The sequence below is a fragment of the Caulobacter sp. Root1455 genome, assembly GCF_001426905.1.
In the GTDB taxonomy this organism is placed as follows: domain Bacteria; phylum Pseudomonadota; class Alphaproteobacteria; order Caulobacterales; family Caulobacteraceae; genus Caulobacter.
On the sequence record NZ_LMFQ01000025.1, the window covers coordinates 220,706 to 237,146 of the forward strand.

General features: G+C 71.1%; 14 protein-coding genes. 6 read left to right on the forward strand and 8 right to left on the reverse strand.

The window, feature by feature from the left end; genetic code table 11:
- Positions 1 to 21: 21 nt before the first annotated feature.
- Positions 22 to 1,470: a glutamate--tRNA ligase gene (gene gltX, locus ASD21_RS22230; protein WP_056446759.1), complete on the reverse strand. Its 1,449-nt coding sequence runs from the start codon at positions 1,468 to 1,470 to the stop codon at positions 22 to 24.
- Between the two features lie 172 nt (positions 1,471 to 1,642).
- Between gltX and ASD21_RS22235 the strand changes: the two genes are divergently transcribed.
- From ASD21_RS22235 to ASD21_RS22245, 3 genes are read left to right on the forward strand one after another with little or no spacing between them, the layout of a single operon-like run.
- Positions 1,643 to 3,697: a ComEC/Rec2 family competence protein gene (locus ASD21_RS22235; RefSeq protein WP_200941469.1), complete on the forward strand. Its 2,055-nt coding sequence runs from the start codon at positions 1,643 to 1,645 to the stop codon at positions 3,695 to 3,697.
- Between the two features lie 2 nt (positions 3,698 to 3,699).
- Positions 3,700 to 4,347 (forward strand): glutathione S-transferase family protein, encoded by a 648-nt coding sequence (locus ASD21_RS22240; protein WP_056446761.1) that lies wholly within the window; start codon positions 3,700 to 3,702, stop codon positions 4,345 to 4,347.
- Positions 4,348 to 4,398: 51 nt separating this feature from the next.
- Positions 4,399 to 4,806 (forward strand): GFA family protein, encoded by a 408-nt coding sequence (locus ASD21_RS22245; RefSeq protein WP_056446845.1) that lies wholly within the window; start codon positions 4,399 to 4,401, stop codon positions 4,804 to 4,806.
- A 1-nt stretch (position 4,807) separates the two neighbouring features.
- Here ASD21_RS22245 and ASD21_RS22250 read toward each other — a convergent pair whose 3' ends face one another.
- Both ASD21_RS22250 and lexA read right to left on the reverse strand, forming a co-directional pair.
- Positions 4,808 to 5,197: a TonB family protein gene (locus ASD21_RS22250; protein WP_156398466.1), complete on the reverse strand. Its 390-nt coding sequence runs from the start codon at positions 5,195 to 5,197 to the stop codon at positions 4,808 to 4,810.
- 73 nt (positions 5,198 to 5,270) lie between these two features.
- On the reverse strand, positions 5,271 to 5,975 hold the full coding sequence (gene lexA / locus ASD21_RS22255; protein ID WP_056446767.1) for a transcriptional repressor LexA: 705 nt from the start codon (positions 5,973 to 5,975) through the stop codon (positions 5,271 to 5,273).
- Between the two features lie 278 nt (positions 5,976 to 6,253).
- On the opposite strand from lexA, the gene ASD21_RS22260 reads away from it, so the two are divergent.
- Positions 6,254 to 8,746 (forward strand): glycoside hydrolase family 3 protein, encoded by a 2,493-nt coding sequence (locus ASD21_RS22260; RefSeq protein ID WP_056446770.1) that lies wholly within the window; start codon positions 6,254 to 6,256, stop codon positions 8,744 to 8,746.
- A gap of 61 nt (positions 8,747 to 8,807) precedes the next feature.
- Here the strand turns inward: ASD21_RS22260 and trpC are convergent, their stop codons facing one another.
- The 3 genes from trpC to ASD21_RS22275 are packed head-to-tail and all read right to left on the reverse strand — an operon-like array spanning position 8,808 to position 11,224.
- A complete protein-coding gene (gene trpC / locus ASD21_RS22265) occupies positions 8,808 to 9,596 on the reverse strand; it encodes an indole-3-glycerol phosphate synthase TrpC (RefSeq protein ID WP_056446773.1) in 789 nt (262 codons plus the stop codon).
- The gene (gene trpD, locus ASD21_RS22270; RefSeq protein ID WP_056446777.1) at positions 9,593 to 10,624 is read right to left on the reverse strand and encodes an anthranilate phosphoribosyltransferase; all 1,032 of its coding nucleotides are present in this window, start codon (positions 10,622 to 10,624) and stop codon (positions 9,593 to 9,595) included. The genes trpC and trpD overlap by 4 nt, the downstream gene beginning before the upstream one ends.
- Positions 10,625 to 10,627: 3 nt before the next feature.
- Positions 10,628 to 11,224 carry an anthranilate synthase component II gene (locus tag ASD21_RS22275; RefSeq protein WP_056446779.1) on the reverse strand — a complete coding sequence of 199 codons (597 nt, stop codon included), beginning with the start codon at positions 11,222 to 11,224 and terminating at the stop codon, positions 10,628 to 10,630.
- A 149-nt stretch (positions 11,225 to 11,373) separates the two neighbouring features.
- On the opposite strand from ASD21_RS22275, the gene ASD21_RS24320 reads away from it, so the two are divergent.
- Positions 11,374 to 11,589: a hypothetical protein gene (locus ASD21_RS24320; protein ID WP_056446782.1), complete on the forward strand. Its 216-nt coding sequence runs from the start codon at positions 11,374 to 11,376 to the stop codon at positions 11,587 to 11,589.
- Between the two features lie 15 nt (positions 11,590 to 11,604).
- On the opposite strand, the gene trpE is transcribed toward ASD21_RS24320, so the two are convergent.
- Together trpE and ASD21_RS22290 are read right to left on the reverse strand one after the other, a co-directional pair.
- Positions 11,605 to 13,140, reverse strand: coding sequence for an anthranilate synthase component I (gene trpE, locus ASD21_RS22285; RefSeq protein ID WP_056446786.1), 1,536 nt, complete (start codon positions 13,138 to 13,140; stop codon positions 11,605 to 11,607).
- Complete coding sequence (locus ASD21_RS22290) at positions 13,137 to 15,098, reverse strand: peptidylprolyl isomerase (protein WP_056446789.1); 1,962 nt, start codon at positions 15,096 to 15,098, stop codon at positions 13,137 to 13,139. Before ASD21_RS22290 ends, trpE begins: the two co-directional genes overlap by 4 nt.
- A gap of 159 nt (positions 15,099 to 15,257) precedes the next feature.
- Between ASD21_RS22290 and tpiA the strand changes: the two genes are divergently transcribed.
- Entirely contained in the window at positions 15,258 to 16,019 is a 762-nt protein-coding gene (gene tpiA / locus ASD21_RS22295; RefSeq protein ID WP_056446793.1) for a triose-phosphate isomerase, read from the forward strand.
- Positions 16,020 to 16,441 lie beyond the last annotated feature (422 nt).

Genomic DNA, 16,441 nt, shown 5'->3' on the forward strand with positions numbered 1-16,441 from the left:
GTTTTCGATTTCGCGGTTGCGTTATAGCGCCTCATGCGCGGACGCCAGGGCGTCGTCAAGTCGCCCCAGAGACTCCTCGCGGCCGAGCGCGGCCATGATCTTGTTCAGGTCCGGCGCCTGGGAGCCGCCGGTCAGGATTCCGCGCAGCGACGGACCGAACTTGCCGAAGCCCACGCCTTCGGATTCCGCGAAGGATTTCAACAGGATCTCCAGCTCCGACACGCCCCAGGCCGGGGCCGCGCCCAGCTGAGCGCGCAGGCGGGTCAGCCGTTCCACGGTCTCGCCGGTCAGTTGCTTAAGGGTCTTCTCCTCCAGGGCCAGCGGCCGCGCCTTCAGGGCGAAAGCGCAGTGTTCGGCCAACTCCAGGATGGTCTTGGCGCCGACCTTGACCTGCGGGACGGTGGCCAGCAGGCGCGCGGCGGCGTCGTCCGGCAGGGACGCGCCCTGGGCCTGCAGCGCCTTCAGGGTCAGGTCGGCCAGGCGGCCGTCCTCGGCCACGTGCAGGTGCTGGCTGTTGATGAAGTTCAGCTTGGCCCAGTCCAGGCGCGCGGGGGCCTTGACGACGTCGCGGACGTCGAACCATTCGATCGCCTGGGCGTCGCTGAACACCTCGTCGTCGCCGTGGCCCCAGCCCAGGCGGGCCAGGTAGTTGCGCAGGCCCTCGGGCAGGTAGCCCATGTCGGCGAACTCGCCGACGGCCTGGGCGCCGTGGCGCTTGGACAGCTTGGCGCCGTCGGGGCCGTGGATCAGCGGGATGTGGGCCATGGCCGGCACTTCCCAGCCGAACGCCTGATAGATCAGGGTCTGGCGGGCGGCGTTGTTCAGGTGGTCGTCGCCGCGGATGATGTTGGTCACGCCCATGTCGTGGTCGTCGACCACCACGGCCAGGTTGTAGGTCGGCGCGCCGTCGTTGCGCAGCAGGACCAGGTCGTCCAGCTCGATGTTGCGGAAGGTCACCGGGCCCTTGACCATGTCGTCGACCACGGTCTCGCCTTCCAGCGGACCCTTGAAGCGGATCACGTGGGGCAGGGCGGGATCGCTCGGCGGCGGGGCGTCGCGCCAGGGCGAGCGGATGGCCTTGCCCTCGGCGCGGGCCTTCTCGCGGGCGGCGTCCAGTTCCTCGACGGTCATCCAGCAGCGATAGGCGCGGCCGGCCTCCAGCAGATCCTGGACGGCGGCGCGGTGGCGGTCGGCGCGGCTGTACTGGAAGACCACCTCGGCGTCGGACTTCATGCCCAGCCAGTCCAGGCCCTCGAAGATCGCGGCGACGGCCGCCTCGGTCGAGCGCTCGCGATCGGTGTCCTCGACGCGAACAAGGAACTTCCCACCCGTATGGCGTGCATATAACCAATTGAACAGCGCCGTGCGCGCGCCGCCGATGTGCAGGAAGCCGGTCGGCGACGGGGCGAAGCGGGTGACGACGCCGCCCTTCGGGTTTTGGGGCGTCGTCGAGGCGGGGGATTGGGTCATCGAGATCAAGGCTGACGGACTGGAGGCCGCTGGAGCGGCTAGGACCGCGACACCGGATAATTCCGTTGGCGGCTGGGCGGGGCGTCTTAGCACGCGTCTTCGCGCGGTTCCTAGCCTGGGAGCGGTAACAGCTTCGCTGATCGGCGAGATCGACGCCAATCGCGAGCGCTGGATGCTGTGGTCGCCCGTGGCGTTCGGCCTGGGCGCGGCCGGTTATCTGGAACTGAAGGCCGAACCGTCCTGGGCGCTGCTGGTCGGGCTGGCGGCCGGACTGGCGATCCTGGCGAGCCTGGCCGGGCGGCGATCGACCCAAGGCTCGGGCGCGGGTCTGTCGGTTTTCCTGGTGCTGGCGGCGTTCCTGGCGGCGGGCGCCCTGGCGGGAAAGGTCCGCTCACACGCGGTCGCCGCGCCGATCCTGGCGGGCGAGCGAACGGTGATGACGATCGACGGCTTCGTGGTCGACGTGGTCAGCCCCGGCGCGGGCGGGCCGCGCCTGCTGATCGCGCCGGTCCAGATCAGCCGGCTGGCGCCGGAGGACACGCCCAAGCGGGTGCGGGTGACCGTCGAGGCGGACGACATTCCCGCGCCCGGCCAGGCGGTCCGCCTGCGGGCGATGCTGGGGCCGCCGCCGCCGCCGGCCGCCCCGGGCGCCTACGACTTCGCCCGCGACGCCTGGTTCCACGGCGTGGGCGCGGTGGGTTTCGCGATCGGCGAGTCGGCGCCCGCGACGCTGGACCCGCCGCCCTGGCGGCTGCGCGCGGCCATGGCCGTCAACGCCTTCCGCTGGCGGCTGGCCAGCCGCATCGTCGACGACATGGGCGTCGAACGCGGCGGGATCGCCGCGGCCATGGTCACCGGCCACGAGGCCTGGATCACCCAGGAACAGACCGACGCCATGCGCGCCTCGGGCCTGGCGCACATCCTGTCGATCTCGGGCCTGCACATGGCCATCGTCGGCGGGTTCGCGTTCGGCCTGGTGCGCCTGCTGATCGCCGCCTGGCCGTGGGCGGCGCTGCGGGTTCCGGGCAAGAAGGTCGCGGCCCTGGCGGGCCTGGCCGCGATCGGGACCTATCTGGTGATCTCGGGCGCGCCGCCGCCGGCCCTGCGGGCGGCGATCACCGCCACCGTGGCCTTCGCCGCCATCCTGTTCGACCGCCAGGCCATCACCCTGCACGGCCTGGCCGTGGCGGCGCTGATCATCCTCGCGGTCCAGCCGGAATCGGCGGGCGCGCCGGGTTTCCAGATGTCGTTCGCAGCCACCGCCGCCCTGGTGGCCCTGGCCGAGGCCTGGCCGCGTCCGGTGCGCGAGATCTCCGTGCCCTGGCCGATCCGGACCTTCCAGGCGGTCAGCGGTTGGCTGGCGGTCAGCATAGGGGCCAGTTTCGTGGCGGGCATGGCCACCGGGCCGTTCGCCATGCAGCACTTCAACCGCGTGGCCGTCTGGGGCCTGCCGGCCAATCTGGCGGTCGCGCCGCTGTCGTCGTTCGTGATCATGCCGTTCCTGGCGATCGGCGCGGCCCTGGAGCCTTTCGGCCTGGGCGGCCCCTTCCTGACCGTGGCCGGCTGGGGCATCGGGGCGATGATGTGGATCGCCGACGGCTTCGCGGGGGCCGGCGGAGCCCAGCGGGTGGTGGCCAGCGGCCCGCCGTTCACCCTGGCCCTGGCCTTCGTCGGCCTGATGCTGCTGTGCCTGTGGCGAGGCCGCTTGCGCTGGCTGGGCGCGCCCCTGGCCCTGGCGGTGGCCCTGTGGCCGCGCCCGGCCCCGCCCGACGTCTGGATCGCCCCCGACGGCGCCACGGCGGCGGTGCGCCAGGGCCGCGCGGCGGTGCTGCTGCGTCCGGACGCCCGCCGCTTCGGGGCCGAGCTTTGGGGCCGCCGCCGGGGTCTGGCCGTGCCCGAGAGCGCCGCGCCCAGCCCGCTCTACGCTTGCGGCCGGCGGTCCTGCGCCCCAGCCGCCGAGGCGCCCGTCGCCCTGGCCCTGTCGTGGAGCAAGACCGCGCCGGACGCGGCTGACCTGGCGGCCATGTGCGCCCAGGCCGAGATCGTCGTGCTGCGCGGCGCCGCGCCGCCCGTCCCGCCGGCCTGCCGCGACCGCGTCGTGCTCGACGCCGACGATTTCGCCGTGGGCGGGGCGGCCGAGCTCTATCGCCGGGGCGGCGAGTGGTGGATCGTCTGGGCCCAACCGCTGCGGGGCGTCCGGCCCTGGACCGGCGTTCCGGGGCGATAGGCATGCTGAAGATCTGGGGCCGGCGTAGTTCGGCCAATGTCCAGAAGGTGTTGTGGCTGGTCGGCGAGCTGGGCCTGCCGCACGAGCATGTCCCGGCCGGCGGCGATTTCGGCGGGCTGGACGATCCGGCGTTCCGGGCGATGAACCCGCACGGCAAGGTTCCGGTGATCGCGGACGGCGGGACCGTGGTCTGGGAGTCGCACGCCATCCTGCGCTATCTGGCGGCGACCCGTGGGGCGGACCGGTTCTGGCCCGCCGACCCGACCGCCCGCGCGCCGGTCGACGGCTGGATGGACTGGGCGCAGACGGCGCTGCAGCCGGCCTTTCTGGGCGGCGTGTTCTGGGGCGGCTACCGCACGCCGGCGGCCCAGCGCGACGAGGCCGCCGTGGCCAGGGCCCTGGACCAGACCGCCCGCTGCCTGACCCGGGTCGACGCCCGGCTGGCCGATCGCCCGTTTGTCGTCGGCGAAACCCTGTCCCTGGCCGACATCGCCATCGGGACCCATCTCTATCGCTACTTCGAGCTCGAGATCGACCGCCCGGCCTTGCCGCGCCTGGAGGGCTGGTACGATCGACTGCGGGACCGTTCGGCCTATCGCGAGCACGTGATGGTCCCGTTCGGCGAACTGAAGGGCCGGCTGGCATTCTGAGGCCCAAAGCGCGGTCGGGCGTTAAGGGCCAGGCGACGGATGGAGACGACCATGGAACGGCAAGGCGGCTGCGCCTGCGGGGCGGTGCGATACGTGGCGGAGGGCGGGCCGCTGCGGGTGGGGCTGTGCCACTGCCTGACCTGCCGCAAGCGCCACGGCGCGCCGTTCAACGCCTTCGCGGCGTTCCGGAGCGACAAGGTGCGGATCGAGGGCCAGCCGACGGTCTGGACCGGCGCCGAGCACGGCCTGATCCACGGCTGCGCGGTCTGCGGCTCGCCGCTGTTCTGGACGGCGGAAGGCGAGCGCGACGGCGAGATCGAGATCCACCTGGGCGGACTGGACGAGGTCGGCCAGTTCACGCCGCAGTACGAGGTCTGGGTGAAGCGGCGCGAGCCCTGGCTGCCGCCTCTGAACGTGCCGCAATATGCCGAGAACCGGCCGGCGGGGATGCCGACCTGAGCTATTCCAGTCTGACGCTATAGATCGAGCGGCGGCTCTTGAACCGGACCGTGACGGTCAAGGTCCGCCCGACGCTGGGCTCGCCGCCATGGGTGGTCGCGTCGACCTTGGCGTGCTCCAGCAGCTTGGTCGCGGCCTCGTCAAAGCCTTGATCGGTCGGCGCGGCGGAAAGGGCGACGCAATTGCGCAACAGACCCTCGGCGGCGATCTGGCAACGGGCGGCCGCTTGCCCCGAAACTCCCAGGCGCTGGGCCCGTTCGGGATAGTAGAGATCGAAGGACTGCCCGCCAGTGTGTACGCCGACGTCGCGTAGAGTCAGGGCGGGCTGACCGGTGGATGTTTCCGTCGTCGCCAAAGCCGCCTGAAGCATCAGGGTCAAGGGCAGGATCATCGAACGCTCCAGGCTCAACTCAAGATCGGAAGCCTAGCTTGACCGCGCCGGAGCGTCGAGATCGGCCCAGCGGTTAGTGATACCGCCGGATCAGCCCCACCAGCTTGCCCTGCACCTCGACCTGGTCGGGACCGAAGATGCGGGTCTCGTACTTGGGGTTGGCGGCCTCCAGGGCGATCGAGCCGCCCTTCTTGCGCAGGCGCTTGAGGGTGGCTTCCTCGCCGACCAGGGCCACGACGATCTCGCCGCTGTTGGCCGTGTCGCCCTTCTTGATGATCACATAGTCGCCGTCGAGAATGCCGGCCTCGATCATCGAGTCGCCCTGCACCTCCAGCACATAATGCTCGCCGGCCCCCAGCATGGTCTCGGGCACCGGCAGGCGCTCGCGTTCGTGCTGGATGGCGTCGATCGGGGTGCCGGCGGCGATGCGGCCCAGGATCGGCAGCTCGCGGGTGTTGTCGGCGGCGATCTGGGGCTGAGGCGACGACGGCGGCTGGCCGCCGCCTTCCAGCACCTGGGGCTTGAAGGTTCCTCGACCCTTGGGCGGCGCGGCCGCCGTGGCCTGCTGCGGCAGCTTGACCACCTCCAGCGCCCGGGCCCGGTGGGCCAGGCGGCGGATGAAGCCGCGCTCTTCCAGCGCCGTGATCAGCCGATGGATGCCCGACTTGGACGCCAGGTCCAGCGCCTCCTTCATCTCGTCGAAGGAGGGAGAGACGCCGCTCTCCTTGATCCGCTCGTGGATGAACATCAGCAGCTCGTGCTGCTTGCGCGTAAGCATGTCCGGCCTCGCCAGTCGTCGCGGAACAAACCGCAAACCTCTGTGAATGTTCTCTAGGTGTTCTTCGTTGATGTCAAGTTAACGGTGTTCGTCGGACGGGCGGCTTAATTTCTCAGGAAATACAGACTCGTCCCAGACGGCCGCGATCGGATTCCGGCGACCCTTTCGAATCGAGGTGGTGATCCTCGACTTTGCCGAATTTGAAATGACAGCGTTGTCGTCATTGCGCTAGGCTCGTCTCGCCGGGACCCGCAGAGGTCGGGCGGGGACGAAACGCGATGCTGAAGACCGCCATTCTAAGCCTGGCCCTGGCCGGATCTCTGGCCGCGCCGGCGTTCGCCGCCGCCCCGGCGCCGGTCGTCCATCCCGACCTCTGGCCCCAGGCTCACAGTCCGGTCCGCCGGGATCCGGCCATGGAGGCGCGGATCGACGCGATGCTCGCGAAGATGAGCGTCGAGGAGAAGGTCGGCCAGACCCTGCAGCCGGAGATGAAGTCGATCGTCCCCGACGACGTGCGCCGCTACCATATCGGCAGCATCGAGAACGGCGGGGGCTCGGTGCCCGGCGGGAACAAGCACGCCTCGGTCGGCGACTGGCTGAAGATGATCGACGGCTATTACGACGCGTCGGTCGATCCGGCCAACGGCGGCGTGCGCATCCCGATGATGTGGGCGTCCGACGCCGTGCACGGCCACAACAACGTCTATCGGGCCACGCTCTTCCCGCACAATATCGGCCTGGGCGCGGCGCGCGATCCCGACCTCGTCCGCCGGATCGGCGCGGCCACGGCGCAGGAGGTGCGGGCGCTGGGCATGGACTGGTCGTTCGCCCCGACCCTGGCCGTGGTGCAGGACGACCGCTGGGGCCGCACCTATGAGAGCTACTCGGAAGACCCGAAGATCGTCGCCGCCTACGCCGCCGCCATGGTCCGCGGACTGCAGGGGGAGGGGGCAAGCTTTCTCGACAAGGACCACGTGATCTCGACCGCCAAGCATTTCCTGGGCGACGGCGGCACTGACGGCGGGCGCGACCAGGGCGACAACCTGGCCGACGAGGCGACGCTGCGCGACGTGCACGGGGCAGGCTATCCGGCGGCGGTGGACGGCGGCGTCCAGGCGGTGATGGCCTCGTTCTCCAGCTGGCATGGCGTCAAGATGCACGCCAACAAGGACCTGATGACCGGGGTTCTGAAGGACCGCATCGGCTTCGACGGCCTGATCATCGGCGACTGGAACGCCCACGGCCAGATCCCCGGCTGCACCAAGGGCGATTGCCCGACGGCCTTCAACGCGGGGATCGACGTCTTCAACGTGCCCGAGGACTGGAAGGCGCTCTACGCCGCGATGGTCCGCGAGGTGAACGACGGGACCATCCCGATGGCGCGGCTGGATGACGCCGTGCGGCGGGTGCTGCGGGTCAAGCTGCGGGCCGGGGTGTTCGACCAGCCCAAGCCGTCGGCCCGGCCCCATGCCGGCGACGAGGCCCTGCTGGGCGCGCCCGAACATCGGGCCGTGGCCCGCGAGGCGGTGCGTAAGTCGCTGGTGCTGCTGAAGAACGACGGCGGCGTGCTGCCGCTCGATCCGCGCAAGCGCATCCTGGTGGCCGGCGACGGGGCCGACAGCATCATGAAGCAGACCGGCGGCTGGACGCTGTCGTGGCAGGGCAACGACAACGTCAACGCGGACTTCCCGGGCGCGACCTCGATCTGGGGCGGGATCGAAGCGGCGGTGAAGGCGGGCGGCGGGACGGCCTTGCTCAGTCCCGACGGCGCCTATGACGCCAAGCCCGACGCGGCGATCGTGGTGTTCGGCGAGAACCCCTATGCCGAGTTCCAGGGCGACCAGGCCGACGTCGCCCTGCACGCCGGATCGGCCGAAAGCCTGGCCTTGCTCAAGCGGCTGAAGGCGGCGGGGGTGCCGACCGTGGCGGTGTTGATTTCCGGCCGGCCGCTCTATCTGAACCCTCAGATCAACGCCGCCGACGCCTTCGTCGCCGCCTGGCTGCCGGGCTCGGAGGGGCAGGGCGTGGCCGACGTGCTGATCGCCGGCCCGGACGGCAAGCCGCGCCACGACTTCACCGGCAAGTTGTCGTTCTCGTGGCCCAAGCGGCCGGACCAGACGCCCTTGAACGTCGGCCAGAAGGCCTATGATCCGCAGTTTGCCTTCGGCTACGGCCTGACCTACGCCGCGCCCCACGCGGTCGGCCCGTTGCCCGAGGCCGAGGTCGCGATAGAGACTGGCCCGCGCGGGGTGTTCTTCCGCGACGGCGCCGGAGCCAACGGCTTCGCGGTCAGCATCGGCGACGCCCAGGCTCCGACGATCGCGGCCGTGGCGGCGCGGGTGGCGACCTACGGCGCCGAGGGCCTCGTCCTGCGCAAGGTCGACCGCCGCCGGCAGGAGGACGCCTGGTCGGCGCGCTGGTCGGGCGGCGAGAAGGCCTGGCTGTCCTTGACCCGGCCGACCCCCCTGGACCTGTCGCGCGAAGCCAACGGCGCCATGGCCCTGACCTTCGAGCTGCGGATCGATACGCCGCCGGCCGGTCCGGTCTGGCTGAGCGCGGGCGGCGACAAGCCGGTGACGCTGCCGATTGGGGCGGCCCTGAGCGGCCCGGTCGGGGGCTGGCGAACCCTGCGCGTGCCGTTGCGCTGCTTCGGGGCGGCGGCGGAGGCGGTCAAGGTCGTCAGGCTGGAGACCGCCTCGGCCCTGGCGATCACGGTGTCGGACGTGGCGCTGACCGAAGCGCGGGCCGACGACGCCTGTCCAGCAGGGTAGGCGCCGCGCCCGTTTTCGATCCGCGCGTTTCGACCGCCGCGCCTCGGGCGTTTCGAGCGCCCTAGCCCAGCAGCGCCCGCGTCGCCGCCGCCACGTCGACCTGGCGCATCAGGCTTTCGCCGACCAGCATGGCCTTGGCGCCGGCCGCCTCCATCCGCACCGCGTCGGCGGCGACGAACAGGCCGCTTTCGGTGACCAGCAGGGCGTCCTCGGGGGCCTGGGCGGCCAGGCGTTCGGTGACGGCCAGATCGACCACGAAGCTCTTGAGGTCGCGGTTGTTGATGCCCACCAGGGTCGCGCCCAGCGCGCCGGCCCGGGCCATCTCGGCCTCGTCGTGCACCTCGACCAGGGCGTCCATGCCCAGGCGGGCGGCCTCGGCCATCAGGTCGGCGGCCAGGGCGTCGTCGACCATCGCCAGGATCACCAGGATGGCGTCGGCGCCCAGGGCGCGGCTCTCGGCCACCTGCCAGGGATCGACCAGGAAATCCTTGCGGATGCAGGGCAGGGCGACCGCCGCGCGGGCGTCGATCAGGTAGCCGTCGGCGCCCTGGAAGCTGGGGCCGTCCGTGAGCACCGACAGGCAGGCCGCGCCGCCGGCGGCGTAGGCCCGGGCCAGGGCCGGCGGGTCGAAGTCGGCGCGGATCAGACCCTTGGACGGCGAGGCCTTCTTGATCTCGGCGATCAGGGCCAGCCTGCCGGGGCCATGGGCGGCCTCCAGGGCGGCCTTGAAGCCGCGCGGGCCGTTGGCCGACTTGGCCGCGGCGTCGACCTGGGCGAAGGACCGGCGGCGTTTCCGGTCGGCCACGTCCTCGCGCTTGTAGGCGGCGATCTTGGCGAGGATGTCGGTCATGCGGCGGGTACTACTTCGCTGTTGGTGGCGGCCACCAGCCCGGCGAGGGCGGCCCGGGCGCGGCCGTCGTCCAGCACCGCGCCGGCCAGCTCGACGCCTTCGCGCAGGGTCTCGACCTTGTCGGCCACCAGGAAGGCGGCGGCGGCGTTGAGCATGACGATGTCGCGATAGGCGCCTTTCTGGCCGTCCAGCAGGGCGGTCAGGGCGGCGGCGTTGAAGGCGGGGTCGCCGCCGGTGATGTCGGCCAGGGCGGCGCGCGGCAGGCCCACGGCCTCGGGGGTGATCGTGAACAGGCGCAGGGCCCCGTCGCGCCACTCGGCGACCTCGGTCTCGCCGGTGGTGGTCAGCTCGTCCATGCCGGCCCCGTGCACCGACCAGGCGCGCTCGGCGCCCAGAGCGCCCAGGGCCTTGGCAACGGGCTCGACGAAGCGGTGGGCCGAGACGCCCACGACCTGGCGCTTGGCGCCGGCCGGATTGGTCAGCGGGCCCAGCAGGTTGAAGATGGTGCGGAAGCCCAGCTGCTGGCGGATCGGCGAGACGTGCTTCATCGCCCCGTGGTGCGCCTGGGCGAACAGGAAGCAGATGCCGGCGGTGTCCAGCGCGTGACGCTGCTGGGCCAGGCTGGCGTCGATATTGACGCCCAGGGCGGCCAGGACGTCGGCGGTGCCCGACTTGCTGGTGATCGCCCGGTTGCCGTGCTTGGCCACCTTGAGGCCGCCCCCAGCCGCGACGAAGCCCACGGCGGTGGAGATGTTCAGGGTGTGCAGGCCGTCGCCGCCGGTCCCGCAGACGTCGATGACGTCATAGGGGTGCTCCAGGTGGATGGCGGCGCGCCGCATGGCCCGGGCGCAGGCGGTGATCTCGCCCACCGTCTCGCCGCGCAGGCGCATGGCGGTGACCGCCGCGGCCACCTGGGCCGGGCTGGGCTCGCCGCGCAGGCAGGCGGCGAAGAAGATCTCGGCGTCGTCCTCGTCGAGGGTCTGGCCGTCGGCCAGCTTGGCCAGCAGGGGTTTGAAGGCGTCCGACATCGCCTAGACCCAGATCGCCGCGTCGCGCTGGACCTTGGCCAGGTCCAGGAAATTGGCCAGCAGCTGGTGGCCGCCCTCGGTGGCGATGGACTCGGGGTGGAACTGCACGCCGTAGACCGGACGGGTCTTGTGCTGCACGCCCATGATCTCGCCGTCCTCGGTCCAGGCGGTGATCTCCAGGTCGTCGGGCAGCGTGGCCTTGTCGACCGCCAGGCTGTGATAGCGCGTGGCGATGAACGGGTTGGGCAGGCCTTTGAACACGCCCTGGTCGTTGTGGAAGATCTTGCTGGTCTTGCCGTGCATCACTTCCTTGGCGCGGATCACGTCGCCGCCATAGGCCTGGCCGATGGCCTGGTGGCCCAGGCACACGCCCAGGATCGCCAGGTCGTCCGGCGCGCCGCGCAGCAACGGCAGGCAGATGCCGGCTTGGTCGGGGGCCTTGGGACCCGGCGACAGCAGCACCGCCTGCGGGCGAAGGCCCAGGGCCTCCTGCACCGACAGGTCGTCGTTGCGATGCACGACGGTGTCGGCCCCCAGCTCGTTCAGATAGTGGACGAGGTTGTAGGTGAAGCTGTCGTAGTTATCGATGACCAGGATCATGACGCCGCCTTTCCAGGTTCAGCCTTCTAGCCGGTTTCATCAAAAAGGTGAGCGCTTTCGCGCCAAGTTTTTCTGGCGAGGGGCTTAGCGGGCCGGGCAGCGCGAAAGCGTCGCATTGCTTAAGCCCGGGGCTGGGGCATGCTCGCGCCATGAACCCCGCTGATTCCGCCCTCGATTCCGCCGCGATCGCCTATGCCCGGGCCCTGCTGCGCAAGCCGATGCGCCGGCAGAGGATGGGGCCGGTCCTGGCGGCCGCCGCCTTCGCCGCGGTCAGCGCGGTGACCTTCGCCGTCGTGATGGTCATCGCCCCGCCGGCGGTCGTGCAGCACCTGCCGTCCGACCGCCTGGACGGGGCCCAGCCCTAGGCGAACCGCCCCCCCTTAGGCGAACCGCCAAGCCTCTTCGGCCGCGCGCTTCAGGGCGCGGGACTTGTGCAGGGTCTCGTCGTATTCCGCGTCGGGATCGCTGTCGGCGACGATCCCGCCGCCGGCCTGGACGTACATCATGCCGTCCTTGACCAGGGCCGTGCGCAGCACGATGCAGGTGTCGACCGAGCCGTCGGCGCCGATATAGCCGACCGCCCCGGCGTAGCCGACGCCGCGCTTCTCGATCTCCAGCTCGTCGATGATCTCCATGGCCCGCACCTTGGGCGCGCCGGACAGCGTGCCGGCGGGCAGGGCGGCCATCAGCACGTCGACCGGGTCCACGCCCTCGGGCGCGTCGCCCTCGACGTTGGAGACGATGTGCATCACGTGGCTGTAGCGCTCGATCTTGAAGCTGTCGGTGACGCGGACGTTGGCGTGCTTGCCCTTGGTGGCCGGATCGTTGCTGCCGGCGTGCTTGAGCATCGCCACGCGGCCCACGTCGTTGCGGCCCAGGTCCAGCAGCATCAGGTGCTCGGACCGCTCCTTGGGATCGGCCAGCAGCTCCTTCTCCAGCGCCAGGTCCTGCTCGGGCGTGGCGCCGCGCGGCCGGGTGCCGGCGATCGGGCGGATGGTGATCTTGCCGTCGCGCAGGCGGACCAGGATCTCGGGGCTGGAGCCGACCAGGTTGAAGCCGTCCAGGTCCAGGAAATACAGGAACGGCGACGGGTTGGTCCGCCGCAGCGAGCGGTAGAGGGCGAACGGCTCCAGCGGGAACGGCGCGCGGAAGCGGTGGCTGGGCACCACCTGGAAGATGTCGCCGGCCCGGATGTACTCCTTGGCCTTCTCGACCACGACCGCGTAGTCCTCGCGGCTGACCGGGGTGGTGAACTCGGCCTGGCCATGGCTCTGGCGCGGAGCCGACTGGGTCAGCGGGGCGCGCAGGTCGGCCATCACCGTCTCGATCCGGCCCTGGGCGGCGGCGTAGGCGTCGGCGGCCGACACCCCCGCTTGCGGGCGGGCGGTGGTGACCAGGATGATCTCCTGGGCGATGGCATCGAAGACCGCCACGATCGACGGCCGGGTCATGATCCCGTCCGGCAGGCCCAGCGTGTCGGTGTTGATGTCCGGCAGGCGCTCGGCCAGGCGGACCATGTCGTAGCCCAGGGCCCCGAACACGCCGGCCGAGGGCGGCGGCAGGCCGGCGGGCATCTCGATCCGCGAGCGGGCGATCAGGTCGCGCAGGCTGTCCAGCGCGCCGCCCGCCTGGGGCGTGAAGCGGCCGGCGGCGATGTCGTCGCCCTCGGCGATCTCGGCCTGGTCGCCGCGACAGCGCCAGACCAGATCGGGCTTCATCGCCACGATCGAATAGCGCCCGCGCCAGGCGCCGCCCTCGACGCTTTCGAACAGGAAGGCGTAGGGCCGGCCATGGCCGATCTTCAGATAGGCCGAGACCGGGGTCTCCAGATCGTCGATCAGCCGGGTCCAGACCACCTGCGGGCGGCCGGACTCGTAGACGGCGGCGAAGGCGTCGAGACCGGGCTCCAGGCTCATTGAGCCTTGCCCTTGCCCTTGGCCGGCGCCTTGCCGTCCTCGGCGGGCAGCGTGCTGGTGTCGACGCCGATCGCCTGGCGGGCCAGGGTCAGGTTGACCTTGGTTTTCAGCTGGATCTTGGCGGCGTCCTGGGCGGCCTGACCGACGTCGCGGAACAGGCCCTGCGAGGTCTGCGGACGCATCGCCTCGGTGATCTGGGCCATCTGGTCGGGCGAACCGGGGTGGACCTTCTCGACCACGGCCACTAGGTAGCCGCCCTGCGGACCGCGCGACACGAACGGCGCGCCCGGCTTGGCGCCGAACGTGCCCGTCAGCAGGTCGCGGCCCAGGCCCTGGAACTGGCGGGCGTTCTGACGGCTGATGTTGGGAACGCGCTGCACCTGGGTCTGGGCCGAGGCGGCGACCGCCTCCAGCGACTCGCCCTTCTTGACCCGCGCGGCCAGCGCGTCGGCCTTGGTCTTCATGCGCTCGAGCAGAGTCTCCAGCATCCAGCGCTGGGCCAGGGGCTCGCGGATCTCGGCCAGCGGCGGCATGGCCGACGGAATGACCTTCTCGACGCGGACGGCGAAATATTCGCCCTTGCCGGCCTCGATCAGTTCGCTCTCGCCGCCCGCGGGCAGTTCGAAGGCGGTCTTCAGGGCGTCGGGGGTCAGGCCGGGGATCGGCTGGCCGTTGCGGTCGACGCCCGAGGCGGCGATCGGCGAGCTGGTCCACACCGGAGCGCCGGCCTTGGTCGCCGCGTCGATCAGGCTGGCGCCGCCGTCATGGGCGTCCTGATAGGTCTGGGTCTGTTCGTAGGCCTTGGCCTGGGCGGCCTGGGCCTTCAGCTCGGCCTCGATGGCCGGGCGCTGGGATTCCAGGCTGGGCATGGCGGCCGGGTTGATCCCGAGGAGCTTGACCACCGAGACGCCGAGGTCGCCGTTGATCGGCGCGCTGACCTGGCCCGCCGCCAGGGCGAACACCGCGTCGGCCACCTTGCGGTCGGGCAGGGCGGACTTCGGCTTGGCGTTGATCATCACCGGCTGCTTGCCATAGGCGCTGGCGACGATGGCCGGCTGGTCGCCCTTGGCCAGGCGCTGGGCGATCACCGCGGCGGTCTTGGCGTCGGGGGCGACGATCTGGACGAACGAGCGGGTCTCGGCCGTGCCCAGGGTGTCCTTGCGGAAATTGTAGGTCTTGACGATGTCGGCCTCGGGCACGGTCACCGTGTTTTCCAAGGCCTTGGCGCTGAAGCGGGCCACCGACAGGATCCGGGTCTCGGGCAGGGTCAGCTGGGCGGCGTGCTCCTTCATGTAGGCCTGGAGCTGGGCGTCGGTCGGGAGGCCCGGCTTTTCGACGGTCGCGGGATTGATCGCGAAGGCGGCCAGGTCGCGGCCTTCCAGGCCGTAGGCGGCCTGCAGGGCCGAATAGATGCGCGGGGCGCGCAGACCGGCGGCGACGGCGCTGAACAGATGGGTCTGGGCGATGTCGTCGCGCAGCGAGGCCTCGTAGCGGGCCGGGGTCAGGTCGTTCTGGGCCAGCAGGCGCTGGTACATCGTCGCGTCGAACTTGCCGGTGATCGGATCGAACGGGCGCTGGCCCGGAGGCAGGCCGGCCAGCTGCTCGCGCAGGGTGTCGCCCACCAGCTTGTCGGACGGGCGCACGCCGAGCTTGCGGACCAGCTCGGCCAGGGATTCCTGCAGCGCCAGCTGGGTCAGCATCTTGCGGTCGATGCCCTGCTGGACGGCGAGGTCCGGCGTGATCGTCTGACCCTGGGCCTGCTCGCGCTTGCGGTAGTTCTCGAACTGCGCCTTGAAGTCCTCCGGCGTCATGTTCCGCGAACCGGCCGCGATCACCCACTTGCCGGGGGGATGGCGGAACACGTCGCTGATGCCGAACACCGCGAAGCTGACGATGAGCAGACCAAACAGGACCACCGCGAACGGCGATTTGGCGAAGGAGCGGAAGCCGGCGAGCATGACTGGGAGAAACCTTCCTCGAAATTCGCGCGGATTCCACGCAGGACGCGGAACGGACGCGAGCTGCGGGTATAGTAGAGCCACGGGGGGCCGGGCAAGCGGCGGAGGGGGCTGAAGCGGTCTTGACTTCCAACCCGCCTGGGTTCCCAAACCGGGCGCATGACCCTTTCGCTGACCACGCCCCGGCCGCTGATCGCCGGAAATTGGAAGATGTTCGGCCTTGAAGCCTCGCTCGACGAGGCCCGCGCGGTGGCGGCGGCGCTGTCGGAGAAGCCGCCCGCCGCCCGCGTCGCCATCTGTCCGGGGGCAACCCTGCTGCACCGGATGGCCCAGGCCATGGCCGGCGAAGCGGTGATCGTCGGCGGCCAGGACTGCCACCCGGCCGCCTCGGGGCCGCACACCGGCGACATCTCGGCCGCGATGCTGGTCGACGCCGGCGCCCAGCTGGTGATTCTCGGCCACTCCGAGCGGCGCGCCGCCCATGGCGAGAGCGACGCCCTGGTGTCGGCCAAGGTCGAGGCCGCCCTGGCCGCCGGCCTGGAGCCGATCATCTGCTTTGGCGAGACCCTGGCCCAGCGCGACGCGGGCCAGGCCGAGGCGGTGGTCACCGGCATGGCCCGCGGTTCGCTGCCCTCCAGCCTGGCCGGTCAGGCCTTCTCGGTGGCCTACGAGCCGGTCTGGGCCATCGGAACCGGCCGCACGCCGACCCCGGCCGACATCGAGCACGTCCACCAGGCGCTGCGCGCGGTGCTGGTCGAGCGGTTCGGCGACCACGGCGCGACCGTGCCCATCCTCTACGGCGGCTCGGTGAAGCCCGACAACGCCCGCGAGATCCTGGCGACCCCCGAGGTCGGCGGCGCCCTGGTCGGCGGCGCCTCGCTGAAGGCGGCGGACTTCCTGGCGATCATCGCGGCGGCTTAGAGGGGGCGGAACAGACACGGCGCGGGGATCGAGCGCCGTCCATCCCCGTCAGCGCCGCGAAGAACCCCAACGATCCCAACGCCCTGCGAAAAATCAGCGTCACCAACCCTGGCGTATCGAGAACCTCGCCATACTGAACAGGTCCCCATCGCGGGGGAGGGCTCTTGGTACCGGCCCAAGCAGGCGATGGGGATCGAACCGAGCGGGGCCGGGCTGGCCTGGCGGGCGGATCGTGTCGGGAAGCGGGTCTCAGAAGGATCCAAGGCCCGGGATGGACGAACGCCGGACAGTCGGGGTCGACGGGGCCGGAACGTTCAAACCGGCCTGTTCCAGGATCAGTCGGAGTCGCCGACGGCCCCTTCCGGGCGACCTGATCCTGCCCGTCCGAGGGGGAACGTCGATCGGGATGAAACAGGCCCTCA